This is a genomic window from Hamadaea sp. NPDC050747, from assembly GCF_040654195.1.
In the GTDB taxonomy this organism is placed as follows: Bacteria; Actinomycetota; Actinomycetes; order Mycobacteriales; family Micromonosporaceae; genus Hamadaea.
The window spans coordinates 34,707-61,166 of the sequence record NZ_JBFAHM010000003.1 but is presented as its reverse complement, the minus strand read 5'-3'; the positions used below and the strand labels follow the sequence as shown (position 1 = coordinate 61,166).

The following is a 26,460-nucleotide window of genomic DNA, read 5'->3' as shown; positions in this document are numbered from 1 at the left end:
GAGAGTCAGCGGAATCGCAGCGCCGTCGGTCCCTGCACCTTGGAACCGCGACGGCTCTTGGGCGGCATGGTCGCGAGCTTCTCGCGCAGTTCGACGGCGTACGAGGCCAGGGCCTCGACGAGGTCCGGCACCGAGGCGTGCTCGGGCTGGACGTCGACCCGGAGACCGAACTCGATCGCCGTGTCGTGCGTCTTCGGCCCGATCACCGCGACGACGGTCCGCTGGTGGGGCTTGCCCGCGATGCCGACCAGGTTCCGGACGGTGGAGGACGAGGTGAACAGCACCGCGTCGAACCCGCCCTGCTTGATCGCGTTGCGGATCTCCTCCGGCGGCGGCGCGGCCCGGACGGTCCGGTACGCCGTGACGTCGTCGACCTCCCAGCCCATCTCGGTCAGTCCGGCGACCAGGGTCTCCGTCGCGATGTCGGCCCGCGGCAGCAGGATGCGCCCGACCGGGTCGAGCATCTCGTCGTGCGGGGCGAACTCGGCGAGCAGGCCCTCGGAGGTCTGCTCGGTGCCGGGGATCAGCTCCGGCTGGATGCCGAAGGACCGGACCGCCTCGGCGGTGGCCTCGCCGATGCAGGCGATCTTCACCCCGCCGAAGTGGCGCGCGTCCAGCCCGTGCTCGGCGAACTTCTCCCAGACCGCCTTGACGGCGTTCACGCTGGTGAAGATCGTCCAGGCGTACCGGCCGTCGACCAGGCCCTTGATGGCGCGTTCCATCTGCGCCGGCGTCCGCGGCGGCTCCACCGCGATGGTCGGCACCTCGCACGGGATCGCCCCGTACGCCCGCAGCCGCTCGCTCATCGCGCCGGCCTGCTCCTTGGTTCGCGGCACGAGGACACGCCAGCCGTAGAGCGGGCGGTTCTCCCACCAGCCGAGCTTGTCTCGCAGCTGGACGCCGGTGCCGACGGAGAGCACCGCCCGGCCGCTGAAGCCGAGCGCGGCGGCGACGAAGCTGTCCACGGTCGACACGGTCGTGTACTGCGTCTCGCCGGTTCCGTCTCCGGTGATCGCGACCGGCGTCGACCCCTCGACGCCACTCGCCAGCAGCCCGTCGCGTACCGCCGCCAGATCGCCGGCGTCGACGCTGAGCGCGATCGAGCCGCGGCGCAGGCCCGCCGCGAGCGCCGGGAAGTCGACCTCGGCGATGTCTTCGATGTCCGCGACCGTGCGCACCCCGGCGAGCGGGACCCCGGCGTAGGTCGCGACACCCGCGGACTGGCTCACGCCCGGGACCACGGCGAAGCGGACAGCGGTCCGCGCCACGGCCTGAACCTCGCGGACCACGGAGTCGTGGCCGAACGGGTCGCCGGTGACGAGGTGGACCGCGTTACGGCCGGACTTGGCCTCGTTGAGGAGCACCTTCGCGACGTCCCCGGGCGCGCCCTCGGCCGGAGACCATTCGGCCTCGGGCGGCACTACCTCCCGCAGCGCGGTGAGGAGCGTGTCGGGTACGCCCCGGTCGTAGACGACGTGGTCGGCGTCGGCCAAGGCGTCGTAGGCCCGGCGGGTGACCAGGCCGGGATCGCCCGGCCCGGCTCCGACGAACGCGATGTGGCCGGCCGGCTTACGGGTGCGGGTCATTGTGCACTCCCAGGTACAGCATCATTCTCATCCGTCTCCCCACCGTTGAAGGCGAAAAGACGATCTGCGCCCGCCGCGAGCAGGTCCGCGGCGAGAAGCCGGCCGATCTGGTCGGCGTCGGCGAAGGTGCCCGTGCGCGACAGCCGGATGGCGTGACGGCCGTCTTCGCTGAAGACCGCGCCGCGCAGGTAGATCTCGTCTTCACTAGCGGCACCGGCCGCTCGATCCGGTGCCCGCAGGGAACCGGGAGGACGGCCGGGGCCAGCCCCAGCTTCACTGATCTCGGCCAGGCCCGCGATCGGCGCGGAGCACCCGGCCTCGAGCTGGGCGAGCAGACCACGCTCGGCGGCGACCGCCGCCCGCGTGGCCGAGTGGTCGAGCGCGCTCAGCGCCGCCACCAGGTCGTTGTCGTCGGCCCGGCACTCCACCGCCAGGGCGCCCTGGGCGGGCGCGGGCAGCATCAGCATCGGGTCGAGCGCCTCGGTCGCCTCGGCGGACCGGCCGAGCCGGTCGAGACCAGCCTTGGCCAGCACGATCGCGTCCAGTTCGCCGGACGCGACACGGCGCAGCCGGGAGTCCACGTTGCCCCGGATCGGCGTCGTCCGCAACCCCAGGCCGAGCGCCTGGAGCTGGGCGATCCGCCGCAACGCCCCGGTGCCGACCAGGGAACTCGGCGGCAGTTCGGCCAGGGTCAGGCCGTCCCGGGCGACGAGCACGTCACGTGGGTCCGCCCGCTCCGGCACGGCCGCGATGATCAGGTCGTCCGTCGACGCCGTCGGCAGGTCCTTGTACGAGTGGACGGCGAAGTCGATCTCCTTGGCCAGCAGCGCGTCCCGCAGGGCGGAGACGAACACGCCCACCCCGAGGCGCTGCACCGGCGCCGCCGAGCGGTCGCCCGGCGTGACGATTTCGACGAGTTCCACGGCCTGACCGGTCGCGGCGGTCACCGCGTCGGCGACCATCTGCGACTGGGCCAGCGCCAGGGCCGAACCCCTCGTCCCCAGACGAAGCTTCACTTCGCACCATCCTCTTGCCGGCTCGCAAGCCCATCCGGGCTCACGGCCGTTATCGGGCTCGCGGCCTCTTCCGGGCTCACGGCCGCTATCGGGCTCGCGGCCTCTTCCGGGCCCGCGGGCGGCACGGCCTCGAAGATCACCGCGACGTTCTCGCCCTTGGGCATGGCGGCACCGCTCGGCGCCACCTCCGCGGGCACCGACAGGCCGAACAGGTCCCGCAACAGCTTCGGGTACGCCTCTCCGCCCGGACCGGCCGCGAGCTGCCGGACGCGTACGGTCGGCTCGTGCAGCAGCCGCTGAACGATGCGGTGCATCGCGTGGGCGACCTCGGCGCGCTGATCGGCGGTCAGGTCGGAGCGCCGCGCCAGGCGGCCCATCTCGGCCTCGACGAGTTCGTCGGCGCGCGCCCGGAGGGCGGCCACCGTCGGGGCCACCTGCGAACCGCGCAGCCAGGTGAGGAACGCCTCGACCTCGGCGGCGACGATCGCCTCGGCTTCGTCGACGATGTGCGCCGCGTGCCCATGCGCCCCACCGGCCTCGGCGAGATGCTCGACGTCGATCACGGTGACGCCCGGCAGCTGCTTCACGGCCGGCTCGACATCACGCGGGACGGCGAGGTCGACGATGACCGGACGGCCGCCCGACTCGGCGACCATGGACGCGGTCAGCACGTGCCCGATCGAGGCGGTCGCGGTCACCACGACGTCGGCCTCGGCCAGCAGCCTCGGCAGCTGATCGAACGGGGCCGCGTGGACGGCGTACAGCTCTGCCAGGCGCTCGGCGCGCTCGTGGCCCCGGTTGACCACGGTGATCTGCTCCACCGCTGCCCGGCTGAGCGCCGAGACGGCGAGCGAGCCCATCGCGCCCGCGCCGATGACCAGCGCCCGGCGCCCGGTCAGCGAACCGGCCCGGGCCAACGCGGCCGTCACCATGCTCCGGGGCGCCTGGTCGATGCCGGTCTCGGCGTGCGCCCGCTTGCCGACGCGCAGCGCCTGCTGGAGCAGCTCGTGCAGCAGCCGGCCGACCGCCTCCGCCTCCGTCGCGGCGGCGTACGCCTCCCGCAGCTGGCCGAGGATCTGGGCCTCACCGACGACCATGGAGTCCAGTCCGGCGGCGACGCGGTAGACATGTGAGACCGCGTCCGCCCCGTGGTGGACGTAAAGACTTCCGGCCAGCTCGTCCGCGCTCAGCCCGGACTGCTCGGCCAGGGCGGCGACGACCTGGCTCAACCCGGGGTGGAAGGCGGGGACGGCCGCGTACACCTCGACGCGGTTGCACGTCGAGACGAGGGCGACCTCAGCCACGTGCGGCCCGGCGACGAGCCCGCGCAGCAGCCGGTGCTGCTCGGCGGGCGGCACGCTCAACCGCTCCAACAGCGGCACGCTCGCACTGCGATAGGACGCGCCGACGACGATCAGGTTCACGCTGCCACCTCCCCAGGTCGGGCCGCTGAACCGCGCGCAACGCCGTTGGCCTGTCCGTTGCCGTTGGCCTTGCGATGCTCGTGGAACGACAGGATCTGCAGCTCGACCGCGAGGTCGACCTTGCGTACGTCGACGCCCTCCGGCACGGAGAGCACACACGGGGCGAAGTTCAGGATGCTGGTGACTCCGGCCGCCACGAGTTGGTCCGCGACGCTCTGGGCGGCACGCGCCGGAGTGGCGATCACTCCGATCGCGATCCGCTCCTGAGCCACCGTAACGGCAAGTTGGTCGATGTGCCGCACGGCGAGTCCGTGAACCCGCTCCCCGATGCGGGCGGGGTCGGCGTCGAACAGCGCCACGATCTCGAAGCCACGGGTGGCGAATCCGGCGTATCCGGCGAGCGCGTGGCCGAGGTTACCGAGGCCGACCAGGGCGACGCCGCGGTGGATCGTGAGACCCAGGACATGCTCGATCTGCTCGATGAGCCGGGTGATGTCGTACCCGACGCCCCGCGTGCCGTAGGAACCGAGGTGCGACAGGTCTTTGCGCAGCTTGGCGGAGTTCACGCCGGCCGCGGCGGCCAGTCCCTCGCTCGAGACGGTGTCCTGCCCGGCCTCCAGCATCTGATGCAAAGACCGCAGGTACTCCGGCAGCCGAGCGACCGTAGCGTCCGGCAGATCCGGAAAGTCCGGACCCGCACCGTTACGGGTACTCAGTCCGGCTTCTCCGCCGGAACGCTGCTGACTCATGTGACTCCGTGCCGACTCGGCTTGCTTTCGCTGGACCCCACCACACGCACGCCAACTGGCTGTGCTATCAGGGCCCGTCGCGGTAACAGAGTAGGCGCTTGTGAAGACGTGCACAAATCGCGATCTTGATAGATCGCCCGGGTGTGGCGACGCAGCCAGCGCCCACCCGCGACATGGATGATCCCGAGAGATGCCCCCGCGGCACACATGCCCTCCATTCTCGAGATCGCGCATGCGGCAGGTGGGCGCTGCGATTGCGATTATTTCGCAAGCAGGGATATTTCAGCCCGCGCCGCGCCGCCCCTCCATCCTGCGGTGCTGCATCCTCTCGATGTCACGCGCAGTGACGAAAGTCGCGTTCCACCGAGGCCGTACGCACAGCGTGACGAGCGTTACGCCGACCGCCGTCCCGCCCGCGACCGCCACTACGCTGAGCGACGTGAAGCACCTCGTCTGGGACTGGAACGGCACCCTCCTCAACGACTTGGGCCTGGTCGTCGCGTCCACCAATGTGGCGCTGACCTCTTCCGGCGGGCAGCCGGTGACCGAGGACGAGCACCGGCGCGACTTCCGGCGGCCGATCATCGACTACTACGGCTCCCTACTGGGCCGGACGGTCGAGCCGGAGGAGTTCGCCCGGATGGACACGATCTTCCACGACGAGTACCGGATCGGGCTCCTCCAGGTCGACCTGGCGGCCGACGCCCGCGACGCGATCGCCACCTGGACCGGTACGCAGTCCCTGCTGAGCATGTGGTTCCACCACGAACTCGTCCCCACCGTCGACCGTTTCGGTCTGACGCCGCACTTCGCCCGAGTCGACGGCCTACGCGACCCGATCGGCGGCGGATTCAAAGCCGGCCACCTGGCGGCGCACCTGACGGAGCTGGGCGTCGAAGGCGCCGAGACGGTGCTCATCGGCGACTCGGTGGACGACGCCCACGCGGCCGCCTCGGTCGGAGCACACTGCGTCCTGTACGCCGGTGGCTTCACCGACCCGGTCAAGCTGCGGGAGGTCGGCGTACCTGTGGCCGGGACGCTGCTCGAGGCGATCGCGCTCGCCTCCCGCTGACCGCGGCAGCCCTACTGCACGGCGCGAGCGCTCGCTCCGCCGGCAGCGCGCAGAAAGCAGCGCGGGGAGCCGGGTCAGGCGGCGAGGTCGCGGAGCAGCCGGGCCCCTTCGACCCGCCAGTATCCGTGTTCCTTGCCGTCCAGCATGATCACCGGGATCCGGTCGCCGTATTCGGCTTCCAGTTCCCGGTCGCCGGTGATGTCGATCTCGGCGAACGGCACACCTAGGTCGTCCAGCGTCGCGACGGCGTCGGAGCAGAGGTGACAGCCGGGCCGGGTGTAGAGGGTGACGCGGGGCTGCTCAGACATCCCGCAAGACTACTTTGCGGACCTTGCCGATCGCCGAGTGCGGCAGTTCCGGGACGAAGGAGATCAGCGTCGGGCATTTGAACCGGGCCAGGTTGCGTTCGCAGTGGCGGATCAGTTCTTCTTCATCCACGGAGCTGCCCGCCGCTCGGACTACGAACGCGCGCACGGTCTGGCCGCGTACCGGGTCGGGTGCGCCGAGGACGGCGGACTCGGCGACTCCTGGATGCATGCCGAGCACCAGCTCGACCTCGTACGGGTAGACGTTGAAGCCGTTGACGATGATCAGTTCGCCGATGCGGTCGACCAGGAACAGGTCGCCGTCGCCGTCGGCGTACGCGACGTCGCCGGTCGCCCACCAGCCGTCGGGGTCGGGGCCGCCGCGGCCGTCCGGCCAGTAGCCGGAGAAGAGGTTGTCGCCGCGGACCACGATCTCGCCGGGGTCGCTGCCGGGGCTGTCCGGCGATTCGTGTTCGAGTCCTGGTCCGTCGCCGTCGTCGTCCAGCGAGGGGCTGCCCGCCCGCCAGACGTCGTCGCCAGTGGAGGAGACCAGGCGCAGTTCGATCCCCGGGAGGGGCCGCCCGATCGAGCCCACTTTCAGCGCCGGGGCGGCCAAGGTCGAGGACACGACCGGCGAGGTCTCGGTCAGGCCGTAGCCGATGTGGACGTCGACGCCGGTGATGGCGGTGAACTTGCGAGCGGTCACCGCTTCCAGGGGCGCTGCGCCGCAGACGGCGACGCGTACCGACGACATCGGCGCGGCGGAGGTCAGGCTCGCCGCCCAGAGCGTGTACATCGACGGCACGCCGACCACCACGCTGACGCCTTCTTCGGCGATCAGCCGCAGCGACTCCTCAGCGTCGAACCGGTCGGTGAGCACGCCGCACGCCCCGTGGTAGGCCACCGCGCCGAGGCCCGAGTTCAGCCCGTAGGCGTGGAACATCGGCAGGCCGAGCAGCGCCACGTCGTTGCCGTCCAGGATGGCCGGTTCGACCGCCTCGAGCTGCACGTGGTTGGCGATCAGCGCCCGGTGGGTCAGCATCGCGCCCTTCGGCGCGCCCTCGGTGCCGGAGGTGTAGAGCAGCACCGCCAGGTCGCTGTCCGCGGGTGGGCGCGGGTTGGGGGCCGCGTCGCGCGCGAGCGCCCGGGCCAAGGCACGGCCCGCGTCCTCATTTCCACTGCAGGTGTACGCCCAGCGCAGCGACTCGAGTTCACCGCCGATGCCGGCGACGGCCGCGGCGACCGCGTCTGTCGCGATGAGCACACTCGCGCCGGAGTCGGCCAGGACGTGGCGGAGTTCCCGGGGTGTGTAGCCGGGGTTGACGGGGACGGCGACGAGTCCGGCCCGTAGTGCGCCGAAGAAGGACACCGCGAATTCGGGGATGTTCGGCAGGGCGATCGCGACCCGCGCGGGTCGCCCGTCGGTGTCCGGCGCGCCCAGATTACGCAGCCCGCCCGCCACCGAGTCCACTTGCGAATCCAATTCGGACCAGGTCAGGGTGCGTCCGTTGTGCCGCAGCGCCGGGCGATCGGGGTGTCGGCGCGCGGCGCGCTGGACATAGCCCGCGAGGGTGGCGTACTCGGCGACATCGGCGGCGATCGCATCCTGCACGTTCGGGAGTCTTCCACACGACGAAAAAGCGCGGCACCCCCATGAATCTCGTTCGTTGTAGTGATCGGATCACCGTGTCGTCACGGTCGGGTCACCCGCGGGGGTGAAACGCCGAACCCGGCGATCCACTTCGATCCCTCCCTGATCAGCGATTTTCCGAATCTCCTTGCAGCTCTGAGTACCTGGGAACGTGACCACGGCGTGTCTGCCGTGACACGCCGTGTGATTGATGAAGTAAAGCCGCACACGATGTGCGACGTCCGTGCGAAAGCAGCGGAAATACTCCCCCCAATGGCCGGACAGTTTTCGTGAACACGCACACCAGGGTGGGTTTGGCCCTATCATTCCGAGGGTCGGCTCACCCGTTTTGGCATGATCCGACACCCCTCAACCAGAGGAGGCCGCTGTGCCCGTTCTTGCACCGCACCCGTGCTTAATGGGTGTTTGTCGGCTTATGGTGAGAGACGCCCCGTTTGCCGCCGCCCGCCCCTGCGGCTCCGCATCCGGGCGCTCGGAGGTGACGGCATGACAAGCAGTGCGTACTACGGCGTGAGTCCCGAAGTGTCCGCCGCACGGCAGGCACTCACCGAGGGTCTGGACGCCCTTCGCACTTCACTCAACGAACTTCTCCTGAATCCGCTACTGAGCGTCACGTCGCGGAGCGAGGGCGCCGCGGTCCGGGCGCGTACGCGGACCAAGACGGGTAACGACAGCGGCCACCACAATCCGGCCGCCAAGACCCCCGCCACCAAGCCGATCGGCGGCCGGGTCAACGGTCGTCCGGTAGCGCCCGCCCAGGGCGGCGCGGTCACCGTGCCCGACTCGGAGACCACGCTGCTCCCGGTCCTGCCCGACGAGGACACCCAACGCGTCGACCCGCCCGGCGGCGGGCAGCCCGCGTACCCGAGCCGGCCCGATCCGGGCGACGCCGCCGCCGAGGTGTGGGCGCTCGTCGAGCGAGCCCAGGCGGGTGAGGCCGAGGCGTTCGGGCTGATCTACGACCGGTACGTCGACACCGTTTTCCGGTTCATCTACTTCCGGGTGGGCAACCGGCCGCTGGCCGAGGACCTGACGAGCGACACCTTCCTGCGGGCGCTCAAGCGCATCGGCAGCTTCACCTGGCAGGGCCGTGATCTCGGCGCCTGGCTGGTGACCATCGCCCGCAACCTGGTCGCCGACCATTTCAAGTCCGGCCGCTACCGCCTCGAGGTCACCACCGGCGACGTCCTGGACGCCGACCGCGAGGACCGGGGCCCGGAGGGCAGCCCGGAAGCCGCCGTCGTCGACCACATCACCAATGTCGCTCTGCTGACCGCGGTGAAGCAGCTGAACCCGGAGCAGCAGGAGTGCATCGTGCTCCGATTCCTCCAGGGTTTCTCCGTCGCGGAGACCGCTCAGGCGATGGGCAAGAACGAGGGCGCCATCAAGGCGCTGCAGTACCGAGCCGTCCGCGCGCTCGCCCGACTCCTTCCGGAGGGCTTCCAGCCGTGACCCCGCTCACCGCCCCCGCAGTGAGCCGAGTCACGCCCCGGCTCTCCGTAACCCCAGACCCCCCGCGGCCGTTTGACCGAGTACGACCGGAGTCCGTGGACACACTCCGGCAGTCCGCCGCGACCAGCGAAGGGGGGTGCCCGCTATGAACACTGTCTTCGACCGGCGGCGCGCCGAGCGCTTCGCCCGACTCCTGGACGAGGCCAACGGCGGCCGGCGTCATCATTCCCATTCCCGTCTCGACGCCCAGCTCGCGGAGTTCGTGACGCTCGGCGACCAGCTCCGGGGCACGCACGTGCCCGGTCCGAATCCGGACTTCCGGAGCAGCCTGCGCGCTCAGCTGATCGCCACCGCCGAGCGCGAGGGCATCGGCGTCACCGCGACCGAGCCGGAACCCATCCTGGTGAAGCCGGCCCGGTCCCGTACGCGCATCGCGATCATCGCGGGCGTGGCGACCGGCACTCTCGCCGTCTCCGGCATCTCCATGGCCAGCGGCGACGCCAATCCCGGCGACGCGCTCTACCAGGTCAAGCGATCGACCGAGCGAGCTCAGCTCGCGCTGGCCAGCTCCGACCTGTCGCGCGGGCAGCTCTACCTGGAGTTCGCCCGTACGCGACTGAGCGAAGCCAGTGCCGTCCGGTCCGACAGCGGCAGCTTCACCACCGCCTTGACGGACATGGACAAGGACACGATCGAGGGCGTACGCCTGCTGACCACGTCGGCGATGGGCCAGGGCGGCACCGCCGCGCTCGACACCGTCGACCGGTTCGTGGCCGATCAGAAGTCCTTGATGGGCCAGCTCACGGCGCTGGTGGACGGGCCGTCCCGGCAACGGGCCGCCGCGTCGGCCACGTTGCTGGACGCCATCTCGGACCGCTCTCACTCGCTGCGCGCCGCGCTCGCCTGTGGAGCGAAGGCGACCTCGGCGGCCGACGCGCTCGGCCCGGCGGCGTCGCCCTGCCCGGCCCCGGCCGGTCAGCAGCCCGAGACCACCGTCCCGCGGAGCACCTCGACGACGACCCCGCGACCGGCAACGGCGCCGAGCGTGGGGACCAGCGGCGAGGCGACGACGCCGGCTCAGATCGCGCCGTCCGCCTCGGCCTCGCCGCAGCCGTCGGCGAGCACCGAGGGCGACGAGGGTCTGCTCGGCGAACTCGGCCGCATCCTGGGCGATCTGCTCGGGAACTGATCACCGGACGGCTGTTGAAGGATTCACCTTCGAGATCCGGGGGCGTCACCGCAGGGTGGCGCCCCCGGTCGCATACAACCGCTACGCTCTACAGACGTGTTGCCGGGATTGGGAGGCGAAGCGGCCGTGACGGAGCCATACGAGCGCGTCAAGGCGGCTGCCTTCTTCGATCTGGACAACACCCTGATGCAGGGCGCCTCGCTGTACTACTTCGCTCGTGGTCTGGCCGCCCGGAAATACTTCACCACCACCGATCTGCTCCGGTTCGGCTGGAGCCAGGTGAAGTTCCGGCTGCTGGCGGCCGAGCACGCCGGCGACATCGCCGAGGCCCGGCAGGCGGCGCTGGCCTTCATCGAGGGCTGGCGCGTCGAGGATGTCAGCCGGCTCAGCGAGGAGATCTTCGACGAGCTGATGGCCGAGCGGATCTGGGCCGGCACTCGGGCCATCGCCGAGCAGCACATCGCCGACGGCGACCGGGTCTGGCTGGTGACGGCGGCCCCGGTCGAACTCGGTGAGGTGATCGCCCGGCGACTCGGCCTGACCGGCGCGCTCGGCACGGTCGCGGAGATCCACAATGGCGTCTACACCGGACGGCTGGTCGGCGAGATGCTGCACGGCCCGGCGAAGGAGACCGCCGTCCGCGCGCTGGCCGCCGCCGAGGGCTTCGACCTCGCCGACTGCTACGCGTACTCGGATTCGGTGAACGACCTGCCGATGCTCAGCGCGGTCGGGCACCCCACCGCGGTCAACCCGGACGGCGCGCTGCGGCGGCACGCCCGGGCGCGGTCCTGGCAGATCCGCGACTTCCGCACCGGCCGCAAGGCGGCGAAGGTGGCGGTCCCGGCGACGCTGGCGGCCGGTGTCCTCGCCGGTGCGGTCGCGGCCGGCCTGGCCATCCGCGCTCGCCGCGACTGACCGCCGTCCGGCGCTCAGCGCAACGCGTGCAGGTCGACGACGTGCCACGTCACGTCGTCGCCGGTGCCGCTGCCCCACCACACGAAACCACCGCGCCCCATGATCTGTCCCGCGCCGTCGGCGAGGGCGATCGTCCGGCGCTCTTGGATGTCGTAGAGCAGAACCTGCTGCCGGGCCAGCGCGGACGCACCGGACCCCTGACGGGAGAAGACCTCCCAGCGATCGAGCAGCCCCACGTCGACGAGCGCGGCGGTCACCGAGCCGGACGCCGCCCGATGCCGCTCACGGCCGTCGATCCGCATGACGTCGATCCGGGTCGCCCCGCCATCACCGCCCAGCACCAGTACGCGGCACACCGTAGAACTACAGCTGACCAGCTCGGACGCCTGGTTGGGGATGGACTGGCGACGCCCGGTCTGCCAGTTGACGAGCGCGGTCGCCCCACCGCCGGCGGTCATCGCGCTCACGAGCCAGTCGCCGCCGACCGACTGCCACCCGCCGTCGATGCGGCGTACCGAGACGTCGCCGCCGGCCACCGGAACCGAACGGATCTCCGAGGCCAGGACGTCGCCGGGCACCGCCGCAACCCAGTAGACCCGGCCGTCTCGGATGTGCAGGTCGTACTGCGAGTTGAAGAAGGCGAAGTCGCCCAGGTCCCGGGTGAGGATGTGGGCCGCCGAGCCGTCGCGCCCGGCGATCCAGATCGCGGCGTCGCCCTGACCGTCGTCCCCGGCGGTCTGCTCCAGCCAGGCGATCCGGTCGTCGCCCGCGGTGAAGCCGCCGAACTGGGGCGCCTCGTCCGCACCGAGGGTGCGTACGGTGCGAATCCGACCGTCGCCGTCCAAGATCACCAACGCGGTCTCCCCGCCGCCGGACGGGGTGGCGGTACCCAACGACGTCCGGTCGTCGAGGAACAGCATCGGCTCGTACGCCCAGTCGCCGTCGACGTAGCCCGGGACGTCCACCACGGCAGCCGACGGGAAGGCCTCCGTCAGCGTCCAATCCGTCCCCGGCGCATGGGGAGCCGGGAGGGTGAGCAGCCGGACGGAGGCGGCCAGGGCCACGACGAGAGCCACAGCCCCGCCGATCCGCAGCGTCGACCGCCGGCGGTGTTGACTCAGGCGCACCGGAAACAAGCTACTGCCTACTGGGCGAAGGGGTCCGGCCGCCGCTCCAGCAGACCGTGGATCATCTCCTGAATGGTCTCCCGGACCTGGTCGGCCAGGTTGAAGACGACCATCGGATCGTCGGCCTGGTCGGCCAGATCCTCGGTCGGGATGGGCTCGCCGAACTCGATCAGCCACTTGCTGGGCAGCGGCACCAGCCCCAGTGGCCCCAGCCAGGGGAAGGTCGGAGTCACCGGGAAGTACGGCGCCCCCAGGACCCGGGCCAGCGGCTTGATGTTGCCGATCAGGGGATAGATCTCCTCCGCGCCCACGATCGCGGCCGGGATGATCGGCACCCCCGTCCGCAGGGCGGCCGACACGAAGCCGCCTCGGCCGAACCGTTGCAGCTTGTAGCGGTCGCGGAAGGGCTTGCCGACGCCCTTGAACCCCTCGGGGAACACTCCGACGAGGTCGCCGCCGGAGAGCAGCCGTTCGGCGTCCGGCGTGCAGGCCAGCGTCGCGCCCGACTTGCGGGCCAGCTCGCTGAGGCCGGGCAGCTTGAAGACGAAGTCCGCGCCCAGCAGGCGCAGATGCCGGTGACCTTCCGACTCGTCGTGGCAGGCGATCGCCAGCATCAGCGCGTCCAGCGCCACCGTGCCGGAGTGGTTGCCGACGAGCAGTGCGCCGCCGTCGACCGGGATGTGCTTCGCGCCGATGATCTCGGTGCGGAACCACTCTCGCTGCAACAGCCGCAGCATCGGATGGAACAGGCCCTCGGTCAGCTCGTGGTCGAAGCCGAACTCGTCGACCTCGTACGCCCCCGACAGCCGCCTGCGCAGGAAGGCCAGCCCGGACGCGACCCGGCGATCCCAGACGTCGGTCTCCTCGGGGATGGCGTGCTCAGGCAGGTTCTCCGGAGAGGTCATTCACCGCACCTCCGCGCGTACCCGCTGGATCATGTCGAGGAAGGAGCGCTCAGCCGCCGCCAGCCGTTCCGGGGTGACCAGCGCGCCGGTCTGGTGGGTGCGGACGAAGTCCGCGAAGGCGTCGGGTGTGGAGCGGGGCGTGAAGCCGAATTCGCGGACCAGGCGCGTCGTGTCGACGACGCGGCCGTGCACGAACAGGTCGATCTGGTCGTTGCTGATGAGCCCGCGGCCGGTCGCGGCGCTGACCGCGAGGGCCTGCTCCACGATGGGCAACGCGATGCGGCCCGCTCGGCGGATGGCCTGGGAGAGCGTGACGACCCCGGCGCCGGCCACGTTGAAGGTGCCCGGGTGGCTCTCCAGGACCGACCGCTCGATGATCTCCAGCGCGTCGTCGACGTGGACGAACTGCATCCGCGGGTCGCGCCCGAGCACGGTCGGCACGGTAGGCCGGGTCAGATAGCGCAGCAGCGCGGTCTCGGCGCTGGCCCCGATGAACGGGGCGAAGCGGAGGACCGTCGCGGTGACGTCGGGCCGACGGCGGCGGAACCCGCGGACGTAGCTCTCGATGTCGAGAATGTCGCGGGCGTAGCCACCCCGGGGCACCTCGCGCGGCTCGGTGTCCTCGGTGAAGACGGCCGGATCGCGGAAGGACGCGCCGTACGCGGCCGTCGACGAGCGCACCACCAGCCGGCGCAGCGACGCGGCCTGCTGGCAGGCGGCGAGCAGCTGCATCGTGCCGATGACGTTCTGCTCCTTCATCGCCGCCCGGCCACCGCGCGCCTGATCGGGCGAGGAGACGACGGCGAGGTGCACCACGGCTTCGACGCCCAGATCGGCGATGACCTCGCCGGAGGCGCGCAGATCCGCCTGCACCACCTCGACGGAGCTGTCGGCGAGCAGGTGTTCGACCTCGGGTTGCGGAGGGAACGAGTCGAGCCCGATCACCCGGCCGACCCCGGTACGCGTGGCGAGGGTGGCCGCGATCCGCGCGCCGAGGAACCGGCTCACGCCGGTGACCAGAACCACCTCGGGTCTCGTCGCCATGCTCCCCCACCTTGGCCGAGCCCGGCGGTCGCCGGTCGGCAACGCACCGGGCTCAGGCACCCGCACTCATGACGCCGGCGAACCGGCGCGGGTCACTTGCCGAGACGGCGACGCTGGACGCGGGTCTTGCGCAGCAGCTTGCGGTGCTTCTTCTTAGCCATGCGCTTGCGGCGCTTCTTGACCACGGAGCCCATACGGCAGCCCTCTCATCACATGCTTCGGTTTCGCCCGGCGCGCGGACGCGCCATGGCGGAAGTTGGACATCTCGCCCCGCCCTCGGTTCGCGTACGCGCGAACGGGGCCGGAGCCGCTGTCCAGGGTAACCGCACGCATGCGTGTTCGTGAAACCGGGCGGTCACCCTCATGCGGCTTGGGAGAACGCGCCCCTCAAGTATTCGTGGACCGCGTGCTCGGGCACCCGGAAGGAGCGCCCGACCCGGACCGCGGTCAGGTCACCGGAGTGGACCAGCCGATAGACGGTCATCTTCGAGACTCGCATCAGCGTCGCGACCTCGGCGACCGTGAGGAAGCGCACCTCCGCCAGCTCGTTGTCGTGTGGCGTCCCGCGCGAATTCATGCCTTTCCCCCATCCAGCGTGTAAGTAGAACGTTAGCGGGGCTCATGTGGCTAACGCGACAGCTTTCAGTAATCGCCCGAACACACCCGGTTGCCCGCGCCCGATGGCTTGCGGGTACGCACGACGCCGGATCAGGGATCTCGGTCGAATCTTGGCCCAAGATTCGACGCAGATCCGTGATCCGGAGGCCTAAACCAGACAGTGCGAAACGGTCATTCGGTACGCAGGGCGACAACCGGATCGAGACGGCCGGCCCGTTGCGCCGGCACGACGCCGAAGATGATCCCGACGCCGGCCGAGACGCCGAAGGCGAGCGCGAGCGACCACCACGTGACGGTCGCCGGCACCGGCGACAGGGCGGCCGTGATCAGCGAGGCGGCGACGCCCAGCGTCATCCCGAGTACGCCGCCGATGGTGGTCAGCAGCACCGCCTCGAGCAGGAACTGCACTCCGATGTCACGTGGCTTGGCGCCGACGGCTTTCCGGAGTCCGATCTCCTTGGTTCGTTCGCGCACCGACACCAGCATGATGTTGGAGACGCCGACTCCGCCGACGAGCAGCGAGATCCCGGCGATGGCGGCGAGCACCGTGGTGAGTACGCCGAGGATGTCGGCCAGCACGCCGAGGATCTGATCCTGGGTGACCGCGCTGAACTCGGTGTCCGGATGACGTTTGCGCAGCTCAGCGAGGACTCGGTCGCCGAGCGGGCCGACCGACTCCGCGTCCGGCGCCTTGATCGCGAAGGCGTCGATGCGGTTCGTGCCGAACAGTCGCTGCGCGGTGCTGATCGGAATGTGCACCTCGGTGTCCCGGTCGACGCCCAGGCTCTGCCCGAGCGGCGCGAAGACGCCGACGACGCGGAAGCGTACGCCCGCGATCGTGATCTGCCGCCCGACGGCGTCCCGGTCGCCGAACAGCGTCCGAGCCGTTTTGGCGCCCAGCACGGCGACGCGCCTTCCGGTGTCGACGTCCGTACGCGCCAGGTACGAACCGCTGTGCAGGGTGCGTACGAAGACCTTGGGGGTGGTCTCCATGACGCCGAGCACCGTGGTGAAGGTGGAGTTCCGCCCGGCCCGCACGGTTTCGCCGGAGGTCAGCGACACCGTCACCCGGTCCCGGTCGCCGACCGTCCGGATGACCGCGTTGAGATCGCTCGTGTCGAGCGGCGACGCGGTCGGCGCGGAGTTGAAGTCCACCTTGCCCGGCACGACGAACATCAAGTTCGCGCCCAGCCCTTCGACCTGCGACTCGACCTCGTTCTTCGTGCCGGTGCCGAGCGCCACGAGCACCACGACGGCGGCCACCCCGATCACCATGCCCAGCATGGTCAGCCCGCTGCGCAGCCGGTTGGCCCGCAACGCGTCCAGCGCGACCCGCCACGCCTCCGCCAGCCTCACGCCGCCCCGCCCTCGTCCGCCTCGATGACGCCGTCTCGCATGTGGATGCGCCGGCCGGCCCGGGCGGCCACCTCCCGGTCGTGGGTGACCAGCACCAACGCCGCGCCCGACTCGGCGTTCAACCGTTCCAGCAGCTCCATCACGGCCTGCCCGGTCGCGGTGTCCAGGTTGCCGGTCGGCTCGTCGGCTAGCAGGACCGTCGGTTCGGTCACGAGCGCCCGCGCGATGGCCACCCGCTGCTGCTCACCGCCCGAAAGCTGGTTCGGGCGATGGTCCACGCGATGCGCCAGGCCGACGCGCGCCAGCGTCTCGCGGGCCCTCTCCCGGCGCTCGCGGGCGTTCAGACCGCGATAGACCAGCGGCAACGCGACATTGTCCAGAGCAGTGGTACGCGCAAGGAGGTGAAACGACTGGAAGACGAAGCCGATGGTCTGGTTGCGCAGCTGAGCCAGCTCCGCGGGCGTCAGCGACGAGACGTCCCGCCCGTCGATGCGCAGCGTCCCCGCCGTCGGCCGGTCCAGCCCGCCGAGCAGGTGCATCAGCGTCGACTTGCCGGAGCCGGAGGGGCCGATGACGGCCACATAGGCGGCACGCTCCACCGTGAAGGAGACCCCGCGCAACGCCGGAACGGTCACTCCGCCGAGGTCATAGGTCCGCTCCACGTTCACCGCCTCGATCGCGGCCGGCCCGGCAGCGGCGGTCACGGCAGTTCGTCTCCGGGGTGCACCTTGTCGGCGCCCCGGACGACGACCCGGTCGCCGGGCTGAAGTCCGTCGGTGATCTGCACCAGATCCTCGCCGGAGACGCCGAGGATCACCGGACGCCGCTCGGCCTTGCCGTCCGGGCCGCGTACCCAGGTCAGCGATTGGCCCTCGGCGGTGAAGACGGCTGCGGCCGGCACCGCGACGGCCGAGTTCGCCTGGCGTACGCGGAGGTGGGCGACGGCGTTCATGCCCGGCCGCGGCGTCGGGGCGCCCGCCGGTGGGGTGAGACTCAACCGCACCCGGTACGCCACCCCGCCGCGCGCGTTGGCCGTCGGCAGGACGTCGATGCTGGCGACGCGGGCGGGGTAGCGGACGTCGGTCGCGGCGTCGAGTTCGACGTCGGCGTCCAGCCCCGGCTTGACCAGCAGGATGTCGGTCTCGTCCACCTCGGCCACCAGGCCGAGTTCGCTGACGTCGACGATGGTCAGGATGGCGGTCCCGGCCGACACCGGGCCGCCCTCGGGAACGGTCTGCGAGACGCCGGGGATCGAACCCGTGCCGCTGCCCCCGGTCGTCGGCGTCTGCCCACCGGCCGCCGCGCCGAGTAGCGACGACAGGTCCACTCCGCTCGCGGCCGAACTGTTCGCCCCGCCCAACTGGATCACGCCGGCGATCGGCGCGCGCAGCGTCAGCGCGTCGACCGTGGCCTTCGCCAGGTCGTACGCCTGCTGCGCCTGGAGTTTCTGGGCGGCGCCCAGGGCGCTCATGGCGCTGCCGATGGACTGCAGACCGCGCTGCACTCCGCGAACCGCCGAGGTCACCGCCTTCGACGCGGCGGCGTATTGCTGCTCGGCCGCGTCGACCTGCGCGAGCAGCGCCTTCTTCAGCGCCGGGTCGGCGATGTACGCCACCGCCGCGCGGGCCTGGTCGAACGCCTTGGCGGCGGCCTCGTCGAGCTGCCGGGCGGTCCCGCTGAGATCCACCCGGACCCCACCGCCACCGCTGGACCGCTTCGCCAGGTCCAGCGCCTTCTTCGCATCCCGCAGCCGTTGCTGCGCCGTGGGCGAGTCGACGACCGCGACGATCTGGCCCTTGGCGACCTGATCACCGGCGGAGACGGCGAGCCGCGCCAGCGTCCCCTCGGCCGGTGCGGTCATGGTCGCGGCGGCGCGGGCGACCACCGAGGCGGGCGCGTCGACGATCTCGACCACGTCGGCCCGGCTCACCTCCGCCGTCGCGATGCCCTCGTCGCCGCCGCCACAGGACGCGGCGCTCAAGGCCACGAGGACGGTCACCGCCCCTGCCAACACCATCGGTCGCCGCACTCGCGTGATGGTAGTCAACTTGAGCAGGTTTCACAGCGGGGCGAACGGTGGTCACACGGAGGAACGGATGAACTCCACGCAGCCGGCCTCCACTGTGGTCCAGTTCTCGCCGAAGATCGCCGGGGCGGCCTGGGCCTCGGTCTGGTGGTCGTGCACCACCGCGTCGAAGAACTCCCGCATCTTCTGCTCGCCGTACTTCTCGGCGAGGTGGCGTACGGCCAGGAAGGCGACTCCGTAGGCGGCGGCCGCCTTCGCGTCGCCGTCGCTGTCCCCCGGTGCGCTGACGGCCACCTTGCCGTCCCAGGAGCCCTCGACGAACTTCTTCGTCTCCTCGATGGCGCTGTAGCGGCTCACCGACGCGCCGTCCATGTCGGCGTACTCGGCGATGCCCTCGATCAGCCACCAGGCTCGGGACCGGCTGCCGCCGGGCAGCGTCGCGGCGTGCGTCATCTCGTGCCGCAGCAGGTTGTCGATGTACCAGCCCTGCAGGTCCTTGCCGTTCAGCACGATGTTGGAGGCGTCGCCGACCTCGATCGTCACGCCGCCGGACCACTCCGGGGGATCCCAGTCGTACCAGGTCTTCCACTCGGTCGGACCGGCGTAGAAGATGACGTACTTCGTCGGCGGCTTGCCGCGGTACGCCAACCGGTCGGCCACCTTCGCGGCCGCCTCGGCCTGGTTCGCGACGTTGTCCAGGAGCGACGCGTACGCCTTCGTGGTGGCCACGACGGTGCGGTCGCCCACTTTCGCGATGAGGTCGCTGACCTCCCACGGCCGGGGCGCGTTCGCGGTGTCCTCCGGCTCGAGCGACGTCATCAGCGCGGTGTCCGGATCGGCCAGCCGCCACGTCGTCACCATGGAGTAGTCGTCGAGGTCGCAGGTCGTGGCGCCGAAGCAGGGGTGCCCGTCGACGCGTACGCGCCAGGTGGTGGCGAACTCCCTGCCACCGGTGGCGGTGATCGTGAGCAGGTCGTTCTCCCACGCGCCGATCTTCATGTTGCGCAGGGAGGCGTACTGCTTGCGCAGTTGGGCGACGAGCGTCCCCTTGGCCGGATCGATCACCTTCACGTATCCGGTGAGGTCGCCGCGCAGGAGCGCTTGGGACTGCACGTCCAGCGCCGCCTGCACGCGGTCCTGCGCCCAGTTCTGGAAGACCGCCTGGGAGTCGCCCGGATTGGGGCGGCGGGCCGGCGACCGGGACGCCTTCGGCGTGGCCTTCGTGCTCACGCCCGCGGTCGGTTGGGCCGACGGCTCCGCGGGCGACCGCGTCGCCACGTACGCGACCACGCCGACGACCGGGATGGCGCAGGCGATCAGGACGACGAACACCGCCAGGACGGCCAGCCGGCCGAACCAGGGCCGCTTGGGCGGAGGCGGCGGCGGGGCGTACGCACCCGGCCACGGCGGCGTCGGATAAGGCGGCGTCGGATAAGGCGGCGTCGGATAGCTCGGATAACCGGGCGGCGGTGCCGGGTAGCCCGGAGGCGGAGCCGCTGGACCCGGCGGATACGTCGGATACCCCGCCGGCGGGTACGCCGGAGCCGCGTACGGCGGCCCGCCGAGCTGACCGGCCTGCCGCTGTTGGGGGATCTGCGGCTGCCACAGCGGCGGGACCGGCCCTGGCTGCGGGACCTGACCTGTCGGCGGGACCGGACCAGGGACCGGACCGGGGACCGGACCTGAACCCGGCGGAACGGGGCTGGGCGCGCCCGGATAAGGCGGATTCGCCGCGGGGTGCGGGGGCTGCGGCGGGATCGGTCGCGTCGGCGGCTGCGAGTCGGCGGGCTGCGAGTCGGCGGGCTGCGGATCAGGCTGCGAAGGGTCCCCGGGGTGCACGGGCGGCAACGCTACTGGACGACCAGCCGAGCGTGGATCGCCCTTTCGGCCCATCCGCCGGGACCGCTCGGTACTCGCGTACGCGTGATCATCGCGTCAGCCACGCTGTTTCACGAGGCGAAATGTCCAGTGAAACAGCATGGCTGACGCGATGATCGAGAAATCCCGCGAGAGCGGCTCAGCGACCGACGGCGACCGGGGCCTTCGGCGCGACGGTGGCGCTCGGCAGCGCCGCCACCTCGTCGATCGCCGCCTTCTTCCGCGCCCGATGAGCGGCCACGTGCGACCGCGTCGCGCAGCGCTCGGAGCAGAACCGGCGGCAGTTGTTGGACGAGGTGTCCAGATAGACGTTGCCGCACCGCTCGTCGGCGCAGACGCCGAACCGGGCGCTGCCGTACTCGCAGAGCCAGACGGCCAGCCCCCAGGCCGCGCCGGCCAGGTATTCGGCCGAGGCGGACGCGCCCCGGCTCGTGACGTGCATGTGCCAGTCCCCGGCGTCGTGCCCCGAGATCCGCGGCTGGACCGGGAAGGTCTCGAGCAAAACGTTCAGATCGGCCACGGCGTCGGCGTCGCGGCCGGCCGCGCCGGCCTCGAAGACGTCCCGGAGCTTGCGTTGAGCCCGCCGGAAGACCGCCATCTCCTTATCGGCGACCGACTCCTTCATCCACTCCCGGTCGTCCGCAAAAAGCGCACGAAGGTCGTCGAGGGTGTCAAGCCGGACATTGACCAGGTCAACGGCGGTCTTGGCGTACGCATCGAAGTCCACCCGACAAAGGTAGAGCAATCTTGACGGAAGTGGTGTGCCGAGGTTTACCGGAACCGTTTCCGACGGACGGGACGTACCTCACAACCCGACTCCGGGCCGAATCGGAGATACGCTGCTGACATGCTCAGGTCGGTCATTCTCGCAGCGTCGCGATCCGGCAAGGTCGAAAAGTTCGTCGGCTCCGCCCCCGTCAGCCGGGACGTGGTCAAACGGTTCGTCGCCGGCACCGGTACGCCCGACGCCCTCCGGGTGACCCGGGAGCTGGCCGATCAAGGGCTGCGGAGCACGCTGGACTTCCTCGGCGAGGACACGCTGACGCCTGAGCAGGCGAGCGCGACCCGGGACGAATACCTCACCTTGCTGGCCGCCCTGGCCGAAGCGGGGCTGACCGGCGCGGCCGAGGTGAGCGTGAAGCTCTCGGCGCTCGGCCAGGCCTTCGACGAGGATCTGGCCGAGGCGAACGCCCGGGCGATCTGCGCGGCCGCCGCCGAGGCGGGCACGACGGTCACCCTGGACATGGAGGACCACACCACCACCGACTCGACGCTGTCGGTCCTGAATCGGCTGCGCAAGGACTATCCGGGGACGGGTGCGGTCCTGCAGTCCTACCTTCGGCGTACCGAGCAGGACTGTCGCGAGCTGGCGACCGCCGGCTCCCGCGTCCGGCTGTGCAAGGGGGCGTACTCGGAGCCCGAGCACGTGGCGTATCAATCCGCGCTGGACGTCGACAAGTCCTACGTCCGCTGCATGAACGTGCTCATGGCCGGGCAGGGCTACCCGATGCTGGCCACGCACGACCCAAGGCTGATCGCCATCGGCGAGGACCGGGCCCGGTGGTTCGACCGTGGTCCCGGCGAGTTCGAGTTCCAGCTACTCTACGGCGTACGCCCGGAGGAGCAGCGCCGGCTCGTCCGCGAGGGCTACCAGGTACGCGTCTACGTGCCCTACGGCACCGAGTGGTACGGCTACCTCATGCGGCGGCTGGCCGAGCGCCCGGCGAACATGATGTTCTTCGCGCGGGCGCTCGCCTCCAAGAAATAGCCGGCAGCCGGACAGGGCCGTCAGGTCAGAGGGACTCGGGGAGGTCCGGGTCCTCGTCGGAGGCCTGCCCGTCGGCGATCTCGCCGGTCACCAGGTAGATCACGTGGCGCCCCGCGTTCACCGCGTGGTCGGCGTACCGCTCGTAGAACCGGCCGAGCAGCGCGGCGTCGATCGCCGCCTCCACGCCGTGCTGCCACGACTCGCCGAGGATGACGGCGAACAGGTCGCGCTCCAGCGCGTCCATCACGTCGTCGTCGTTTTCCAGCTCGGCCGCACGCTTGGTGTCGTAGCGGGCCAGCACGAGGGTGATCTTGCCGGCGATGCGGTCGGCGACCTCGGCCATCTCGGCGATGACCGTGGCCAGCTCGGCCGGGACGGCGGCGGCCGGGTGCCGGCGCAGGGCGGTCTTCGCGACGTGGTCGGCGAGGTCGCCCATGCGCTCCAGGTCGGTCGCGACGTGCTGGGCGGTGATCACCATGCGCAGATCCCGGGCGACCGGCTGCTGCTGGGCGAGCAGGCGCAAGACCCGCTCCTCCACCTGGCGGTACAGCTCGTTGATCTCCGCGTCCCGGGCGACGACCCGGTCGGCCGCCTCCTTGTCCGCGGTGAGCAGCGCGTACGTCGCCTGGCGCATCTGGGTGCGGGCCGCCTCGGCCATGGAGACGAGCAGGTTGCCCACCTCGTGCAGGGCGGCGCCGAACGACTCTCGCATTGAAGATCCCTGTGGGTCGGTGTTGGTCGGTCGGGGGCCACGGTAGGTGCGCCGGGCGACCGCCAGATGAACAACGGTGAACGCCGAACCGCGCATAGGTGAACTTTGACTCCTGGCCCGGTTGTTTTGCCCCGGTTTTTCGGTTCGGTCTGGTAAACAACGGGCTATCGTTCCAGCGTGTTCCTCCGCCGCTCGTCAGCCGCCCCAGAGGTGGACGCGCTCGCCGGGCTCGGCCGCAAGAGCCTGGATTCGCTGCGCGTCGGCGTCGTCGTGCTCGACGACTCCGACCAGATCGCGCTGGCCAATCCGGCCGCCCGCGCGATGGGCCTGCTCCGGGCGGGTGCCGTGCCAGGCACTCCGGTCGCCCATCCCATTGTGCGTACGCTCGCCGCCCAGGTCCGGCGGACCGGCGTACGCCGTGAGGTGGAGCTGGACCTGCCCCGGGGCGCGGAGGGCAGCGACGCCGAACCGATGGGGGTCAGCCTCCGCGCGGTCGCCCTCGGCGGCGGCCTCGTCGCGGTCGAGGCGTTCGACGTCACCGACGCGCACCGGGTCGCCCGCGTACGCCGTGACTTCGTGGCCAACGTGAGCCACGAGCTGAAGACGCCGATCGGCGCGTTGCAGCTGCTCGCCGAGGCGATCCTGGACGCCACCGACGGCGAGGTCGACGTCGACTCCACCCGCCGCTTCGCCCTGCGGATGCAGCGGGAGTCCGTCCGCCTCGGCACGCTCGTCACCGAACTGCTCGAACTGACCCGTCTGCAGGGCGCCGAACCGCTGCCCGACCCGGAGCCGGTCCAGCTCGACTGGGTCGTCGCCGAGGCGGTCGACCGGTCGCGGACGGCCGCTCAGGCCAAGGCGATCGACATCGAGGTACGCGGCCGGCTCGACCTGACGGCGTACGGCAACGACAGCCAGCTCGCGACCGCCCTGGGCAACCTGATCGAGAACGCCGTCGCGTACTCCGACGAGGGGAAGACCGTCTCGGTGACGGTGCAGGGCGACGACGAGAAGATCGAGATCGAGGTCGCCGACGAGGGGATCGGCATTCCCCCGGAGGAGGTGGACCGGGTCTTCGAGCGGTTCTACCGCTCCGACAAGGCGCGTTCGCGGGAGGCCGGCGGCACCGGCCTGGGCCTGGCGATCGTCAAGCACATCGCGACCAACCACGGCGGTCGCGTCGATGTCTCCAGCCGGGTCGGCGGCGGTTCGACGTTCACCCTGCGGCTGCCGGCGCGGCCGCCCGAGGACGAGTTCGGGCTGACCCTGTCCGAACCGTTCTGACCCAGACCTGCCGCTAGCCCGGAGAGCTTGCCGCTAGCCCTGAGAAAGAGAGAAAGACGTGGCACGAGTACTCGTGGTGGAGGATGAGGAGGCGTTCTCGGACGCCATCTCCTACATGCTTCGCAAGGAGGGCTTCGAGGTGTCGGTGGCGGCCACCGGCACGGCGGCGCTCACCGAGTTCGACCGCTCCGGCGCCGACATCGTCCTGCTCGACCTGATGCTCCCGGAGATGTCCGGGACCGAGGTCTGCCGGCAGCTCCGCGTCCGGTCGAGCGTCCCGATCATCATGGTCACCGCGCGCGACAGCGAGATCGACAAGGTCGTCGGGCTGGAGCTCGGCGCGGACGACTACGTGACCAAGCCGTACTCGCCGCGGGAGCTGGTCGCCCGCATCCGCGCGGTGCTGCGCCGCCGTTCGCAGGAGCCGGTCGACGCCGGCGGCGCGACGCTCAGCGCCGGGCCCGTCCGCATGGACGTCGAGCGGCACGTCGTCACGGTCTCCGGCGACACCGTCCCGCTGCCGCTCAAGGAGTTCGAGCTGCTCGAACTGCTCCTGCGCAACGCGGGCCGGGTGCTGACCCGCGGTCAGCTCATCGACCGCGTCTGGGGTGCGGACTACGTCGGCGACACCAAGACGCTCGACGTCCACGTGAAGCGGCTGCGCTCCAAGATCGAGCCGGAGCCTTCGACGCCGCGCTACCTCGTCACCGTGCGTGGACTCGGTTACAAGTTCGAGCCGTGAACGGTCGGCCCGGTAAGCTCCCCCGGTGCCCCCGGTCTGGAGACGTCCCGCCCTCGTGGCGTTCGCGCTCGGCCTGCTCGGCGTCGGTTTCCGGGTCTGGCTGACCGCGCGTGACGCACCCCTCACCAACAGCGACGAGGCCACGATCGGCCTCGCCGCTCTGCACATCTGGCGTGGTGAGGACTTCCCGGTCTACTTCTACGGCCAGCACTACATGGGCACGATCGAGGCGTACCTCGCGGCGCCGTTCGTCGGCCTGCTCGGCCCGACCACGCTCGCGCTGAGGCTGCCGACGCTCGCGCTCTTCGCGCTGTTCCTGCCCCTGATGTACGCCTTGGTGCGGCGCGTCTACTCGCCCTGGCTGGCGACGGCGACGGTCGGGCTGCTGGCGCTGGGCTCGGACCGGATCGTCAAGAACCAGCTCATCGCCGGGGGCGGCTATCCCGAGACCTCCCCGATGATGGTGGCGCTGCTGCTCGGCGTCCTGGCCGTCAGCCGGAGCGAGAAGCCCCGCCCCTGGATCACGGGCGGCATCGGCCTGCTCGGCGGCCTCATCGTCTGGAACCATCTGCTGCCACTGCCCTACCTCGCCGGTGCGGCCCTGCTGCTGATCGTCTTCGCCCGGCGGCAGCTGGCCTCCCGGGCCGGCTGGACGCTGGCGGGCGGGCTGCTGCTCGGCGCGTCCCCGCTGATCTGGCACGACCTGCACAACACGTTCTCGAAGAGTTTCCTGGCGGTCTTCTGGCATCTGCAGACCACCGGGACGGATCCGTCGGCGAGTGACCGGCTGTACGGCGGCGGGCTGCTCGGCGTACCGCTCGGCACCGGGCTCTGCGCACCGAGCTACTGCGCCGATTGGCAGCTGTGGTGGGGTCCGGTGTACGCCGCCCTCCTCGTCATCGCCGCCGTGCTCGCCTACCGGTCTCCGCGTACGCCGGAGAGCGGAATGCGGCTGGCCCTCGCAGTCGCGGCGCTGATCACGGTCGTCTCGTACGCCCGCAACTCGTCGGCCGGGGACTCCCCCATCGAGAGTGCGCGCTACCTGAGTTGCCTGCTGATCTCGACGCCGGCCTGGTTGGAACCCGTCTGGCGGGGCATGGCAGCGCCGGGGAGCCTCTCGGGCGAGCCGCCAGGAGTGCATTCGGTCGCCCGGCCGAACTGGCAACGGCTCGCGGCGGGGGTGCCGCTGGCGGCTGGAGTGGCGATGGCGGTGTACGCCACGGTCGCGCTGGCCGTGCACGCCCCGACCTACACCGACGCGGCGGCCGGCCAGCCGAAGGTGATCGCCGCACTGGCCGCGCACGACCAGACCCGCCTGTACGCCGACTACTGGACCTGCAACTGGATCTCCTACCAGACCGGTGAGGAGCGGATCTGTGCTGTCGTCGGGGACGACCTCACCGAGGGGTTGAACCGCTATCACCCGTACTGGGACGAGGTCGGCGCGGCGCGGGAGGTCACCTATCTCGCCCCGATCGGATCGCCGCTGGACACGACGCTGGCGGCGGCCTTCCCGGATCGTCCCATGGAGACCGCCGCCAACTATCACCTCTACCTCCCGACGCGGCCGTTGCCCGACACCCGCTAGCGGTCGCTGGATCAGGGATCGCGGTCGAATCTTGGGTCAAGATTCGACCCGGA

General features: G+C 70.9%; 22 protein-coding genes and 3 pseudogenes. 8 read left to right on the top strand and 17 right to left on the bottom strand.

What is annotated here, in order from left to right:
* Window positions 1-5: 5 nt before the first annotated feature.
* The 4 genes and pseudogenes from AB0H43_RS06670 to AB0H43_RS06655 all read right to left on the bottom strand — a co-directional run bounded on the left by AB0H43_RS06670 (window position 6) and on the right by AB0H43_RS06655 (window position 4,775).
* Window positions 6-1,586, bottom strand: coding sequence for a uroporphyrinogen-III synthase (locus AB0H43_RS06670; protein ID WP_359997588.1), 1,581 nt, complete (start codon window positions 1,584-1,586; stop codon window positions 6-8).
* Window positions 1,583-2,602 carry a hydroxymethylbilane synthase gene (gene hemC, locus AB0H43_RS06665; RefSeq protein WP_359997585.1) on the bottom strand — a complete coding sequence of 340 codons (1,020 nt, stop codon included), beginning with the start codon at window positions 2,600-2,602 and terminating at the stop codon, window positions 1,583-1,585. Before hemC ends, AB0H43_RS06670 begins: the two co-directional genes overlap by 4 nt.
* 191 nt (window positions 2,603-2,793) lie before the next feature.
* Window positions 2,794-4,026, bottom strand: a pseudogene (locus AB0H43_RS06660) (glutamyl-tRNA reductase); the annotation flags it as partial.
* Entirely contained in the window at window positions 4,023-4,775 is a 753-nt protein-coding gene (locus AB0H43_RS06655; protein ID WP_359997582.1) for a redox-sensing transcriptional repressor Rex, read from the bottom strand. The gene AB0H43_RS06655 and the pseudogene AB0H43_RS06660, both read right to left, overlap by 4 nt.
* 439 nt (window positions 4,776-5,214) lie before the next feature.
* Here AB0H43_RS06655 and AB0H43_RS06650 point away from each other — a divergent pair, with 439 nt between their 5' ends.
* Complete coding sequence (locus AB0H43_RS06650; RefSeq protein ID WP_359997579.1) at window positions 5,215-5,847, top strand: HAD hydrolase-like protein; 633 nt, start codon at window positions 5,215-5,217, stop codon at window positions 5,845-5,847.
* Window positions 5,848-5,921: 74 nt separating this feature from the next.
* On the opposite strand, the gene AB0H43_RS06645 is transcribed toward AB0H43_RS06650, so the two are convergent.
* Entirely contained in the window at window positions 5,922-6,155 is a 234-nt protein-coding gene (locus tag AB0H43_RS06645) for a glutaredoxin family protein (protein WP_359997576.1), read from the bottom strand.
* Window positions 6,148-7,764 carry an AMP-binding protein gene (locus tag AB0H43_RS06640; protein ID WP_359997574.1) on the bottom strand — a complete coding sequence of 539 codons (1,617 nt, stop codon included), beginning with the start codon at window positions 7,762-7,764 and terminating at the stop codon, window positions 6,148-6,150. The genes AB0H43_RS06645 and AB0H43_RS06640 overlap by 8 nt, the downstream gene beginning before the upstream one ends.
* A gap of 525 nt (window positions 7,765-8,289) precedes the next feature.
* Between AB0H43_RS06640 and AB0H43_RS06635 the strand changes: the two genes are divergently transcribed.
* The 3 genes and pseudogenes from AB0H43_RS06635 to AB0H43_RS06625 all read left to right on the top strand — a co-directional run bounded on the left by AB0H43_RS06635 (window position 8,290) and on the right by AB0H43_RS06625 (window position 11,359).
* Entirely contained in the window at window positions 8,290-9,255 is a 966-nt protein-coding gene (locus AB0H43_RS06635; protein WP_359997571.1) for an ECF subfamily RNA polymerase sigma factor, BldN family, read from the top strand.
* A 145-nt stretch (window positions 9,256-9,400) separates the two neighbouring features.
* A pseudogene (locus AB0H43_RS06630) lies at window positions 9,401-10,222 on the top strand (DUF5667 domain-containing protein); the annotation flags it as partial.
* A gap of 348 nt (window positions 10,223-10,570) precedes the next feature.
* Window positions 10,571-11,359, top strand: a complete 789-nt coding sequence (locus AB0H43_RS06625) for an HAD-IB family hydrolase (protein ID WP_359997568.1) — start codon at window positions 10,571-10,573, stop codon at window positions 11,357-11,359.
* Window positions 11,360-11,373: 14 nt separating this feature from the next.
* On the opposite strand, the gene AB0H43_RS06620 is transcribed toward AB0H43_RS06625, so the two are convergent.
* The 10 genes and pseudogenes from AB0H43_RS06620 to AB0H43_RS06575 all read right to left on the bottom strand — a co-directional run bounded on the left by AB0H43_RS06620 (window position 11,374) and on the right by AB0H43_RS06575 (window position 21,040).
* Window positions 11,374-12,486, bottom strand: a complete 1,113-nt coding sequence (locus AB0H43_RS06620; RefSeq protein WP_359997565.1) for a hypothetical protein — start codon at window positions 12,484-12,486, stop codon at window positions 11,374-11,376.
* Between the two features lie 17 nt (window positions 12,487-12,503).
* Entirely contained in the window at window positions 12,504-13,373 is an 870-nt protein-coding gene (locus AB0H43_RS06615; RefSeq protein ID WP_359998582.1) for a lysophospholipid acyltransferase family protein, read from the bottom strand.
* A gap of 18 nt (window positions 13,374-13,391) precedes the next feature.
* Window positions 13,392-14,435, bottom strand: coding sequence for an NAD-dependent epimerase/dehydratase family protein (locus tag AB0H43_RS06610; RefSeq protein ID WP_359997562.1), 1,044 nt, complete (start codon window positions 14,433-14,435; stop codon window positions 13,392-13,394).
* A 92-nt stretch (window positions 14,436-14,527) separates the two neighbouring features.
* Complete coding sequence (locus tag AB0H43_RS06605; protein ID WP_007465623.1) at window positions 14,528-14,629, bottom strand: AURKAIP1/COX24 domain-containing protein; 102 nt, start codon at window positions 14,627-14,629, stop codon at window positions 14,528-14,530.
* A 167-nt stretch (window positions 14,630-14,796) separates the two neighbouring features.
* Complete coding sequence (locus AB0H43_RS06600; RefSeq protein ID WP_253759908.1) at window positions 14,797-15,012, bottom strand: helix-turn-helix domain-containing protein; 216 nt, start codon at window positions 15,010-15,012, stop codon at window positions 14,797-14,799.
* Window positions 15,013-15,224: 212 nt separating this feature from the next.
* Window positions 15,225-16,409: an ABC transporter permease gene (locus AB0H43_RS06595; RefSeq protein WP_359997554.1), complete on the bottom strand. Its 1,185-nt coding sequence runs from the start codon at window positions 16,407-16,409 to the stop codon at window positions 15,225-15,227.
* Between the two features lie 14 nt (window positions 16,410-16,423).
* Window positions 16,424-17,113 (bottom strand): annotated as a pseudogene (locus AB0H43_RS06590) (ABC transporter ATP-binding protein); the annotation flags it as partial.
* Window positions 17,110-18,438, bottom strand: a complete 1,329-nt coding sequence (locus tag AB0H43_RS06585; protein WP_359997551.1) for an efflux RND transporter periplasmic adaptor subunit — start codon at window positions 18,436-18,438, stop codon at window positions 17,110-17,112. The gene AB0H43_RS06585 and the pseudogene AB0H43_RS06590, both read right to left, overlap by 4 nt.
* A gap of 51 nt (window positions 18,439-18,489) precedes the next feature.
* Window positions 18,490-20,274: a hypothetical protein gene (locus AB0H43_RS06580; protein WP_359997548.1), complete on the bottom strand. Its 1,785-nt coding sequence runs from the start codon at window positions 20,272-20,274 to the stop codon at window positions 18,490-18,492.
* Window positions 20,275-20,452: 178 nt separating this feature from the next.
* Entirely contained in the window at window positions 20,453-21,040 is a 588-nt protein-coding gene (locus tag AB0H43_RS06575) for a CGNR zinc finger domain-containing protein (protein WP_359997545.1), read from the bottom strand.
* A 120-nt stretch (window positions 21,041-21,160) separates the two neighbouring features.
* On the opposite strand from AB0H43_RS06575, the gene AB0H43_RS06570 reads away from it, so the two are divergent.
* The gene (locus tag AB0H43_RS06570) at window positions 21,161-22,081 is read left to right on the top strand and encodes a proline dehydrogenase family protein (RefSeq protein WP_359997543.1); all 921 of its coding nucleotides are present in this window, start codon (window positions 21,161-21,163) and stop codon (window positions 22,079-22,081) included.
* Between the two features lie 25 nt (window positions 22,082-22,106).
* Here the strand turns inward: AB0H43_RS06570 and phoU are convergent, their stop codons facing one another.
* On the bottom strand, window positions 22,107-22,793 hold the full coding sequence (gene phoU / locus AB0H43_RS06565) for a phosphate signaling complex protein PhoU (protein WP_359997540.1): 687 nt from the start codon (window positions 22,791-22,793) through the stop codon (window positions 22,107-22,109).
* Window positions 22,794-22,970: 177 nt separating this feature from the next.
* Here phoU and AB0H43_RS06560 point away from each other — a divergent pair, with 177 nt between their 5' ends.
* From AB0H43_RS06560 to AB0H43_RS06550, 3 genes are read left to right on the top strand one after another with little or no spacing between them, the layout of a single operon-like run.
* Window positions 22,971-24,077, top strand: a complete 1,107-nt coding sequence (locus AB0H43_RS06560; protein WP_359997538.1) for an ATP-binding protein — start codon at window positions 22,971-22,973, stop codon at window positions 24,075-24,077.
* A gap of 58 nt (window positions 24,078-24,135) precedes the next feature.
* The gene (locus AB0H43_RS06555; RefSeq protein WP_359997535.1) at window positions 24,136-24,819 is read left to right on the top strand and encodes a response regulator transcription factor; all 684 of its coding nucleotides are present in this window, start codon (window positions 24,136-24,138) and stop codon (window positions 24,817-24,819) included.
* 25 nt (window positions 24,820-24,844) lie between these two features.
* On the top strand, window positions 24,845-26,407 hold the full coding sequence (locus AB0H43_RS06550) for a hypothetical protein (protein ID WP_359997532.1): 1,563 nt from the start codon (window positions 24,845-24,847) through the stop codon (window positions 26,405-26,407).
* Window positions 26,408-26,460 lie beyond the last annotated feature (53 nt).

What these genes read in the sequence shown, in the direction of transcription:
- AB0H43_RS06635 (WP_359997571.1), top strand. Translation starts at nt 8,290, where the DNA reads ATGACAAGCAGTGCGTACTACGGCGTGAGTCCCGAAGTGTCCGCCGCA.
- AB0H43_RS06610 (WP_359997562.1), bottom strand. Translation starts at nt 14,435, where the DNA reads ATGGCGACGAGACCCGAGGTGGTTCTGGTCACCGGCGTGAGCCGGTTC.
- AB0H43_RS06645 (WP_359997576.1), bottom strand. Translation starts at nt 6,155, where the DNA reads ATGTCTGAGCAGCCCCGCGTCACCCTCTACACCCGGCCCGGCTGTCAC.
- phoU (WP_359997540.1), bottom strand. Translation starts at nt 22,793, where the DNA reads ATGCGAGAGTCGTTCGGCGCCGCCCTGCACGAGGTGGGCAACCTGCTC.
- AB0H43_RS06670 (WP_359997588.1), bottom strand. Translation starts at nt 1,586, where the DNA reads ATGACCCGCACCCGTAAGCCGGCCGGCCACATCGCGTTCGTCGGAGCC.
- AB0H43_RS06570 (WP_359997543.1), top strand. Translation starts at nt 21,161, where the DNA reads ATGCTCAGGTCGGTCATTCTCGCAGCGTCGCGATCCGGCAAGGTCGAA.
- AB0H43_RS06600 (WP_253759908.1), bottom strand. Translation starts at nt 15,012, where the DNA reads ATGAATTCGCGCGGGACGCCACACGACAACGAGCTGGCGGAGGTGCGC.
- AB0H43_RS06655 (WP_359997582.1), bottom strand. Translation starts at nt 4,775, where the DNA reads ATGAGTCAGCAGCGTTCCGGCGGAGAAGCCGGACTGAGTACCCGTAAC.
- AB0H43_RS06605 (WP_007465623.1), bottom strand. Translation starts at nt 14,629, where the DNA reads ATGGGCTCCGTGGTCAAGAAGCGCCGCAAGCGCATGGCTAAGAAGAAG.